Genomic DNA, 580 nt, shown 5'->3' on the forward strand with positions numbered 1-580 from the left:
GTTGGTGATGAATGCCGATGGCCGCTTCACCTACACCCCTGACCCTGACTGGAACGGCACCGATGGCTTCACTTACCGGGTAACCGATGGCGAGCTGGTTTCCGCACCGGCCAGCATCACCCTGAATGTGACGCCGGTGAACGACGCGCCGCTAGCGGGCGACGCCCGTTTCACCCTGGAGGAGGACAGCACTCTCGCTATCGACCTGTTGACCCTTGCCAGCGATATCGAAGGCGATGCCCTCACCGTCGAAATCCTGTCCGGCCCGCAGCATGGTCAGTTGGTGATGAACGCCGATGGCCGCTTCACCTACAGCCCTGACCCTGACTGGAACGGCACCGATGGCTTCACTTACCGGGTAACCGATGGCGAACTGGTTTCCGCGCCGGCCAGCATCACCCTGAACGTGACGCCGGTAAACGACGCGCCGCTAGTGGCCGACGCCCGCTTTACCCTGGAGGAAGACAGCACCCTCGCTATCGACCTGTTGGCCCTTGCCAGCGATATCGAAGGCGATGCCCTCACCGTCGAAATCCTGTCCGGCCCGCAGCATGGTCGGTTGGTGATGAATGCCGATGGC

General features: G+C 62.4%; 1 protein-coding gene. It reads left to right on the forward strand.

Going from position 1 to position 580, the window contains the following annotated elements:
- Positions 1 to 580 (forward strand): cadherin-like domain-containing protein (locus ACSVIK_RS25990; RefSeq protein WP_442447018.1); only part of this gene is annotated, 580 nt, incomplete at both ends.

This window comes from Pseudomonas sp. NCHU5216 (assembly GCF_052156495.1).
GTDB lineage: Bacteria > Pseudomonadota > Gammaproteobacteria > Pseudomonadales > Pseudomonadaceae > Aquipseudomonas.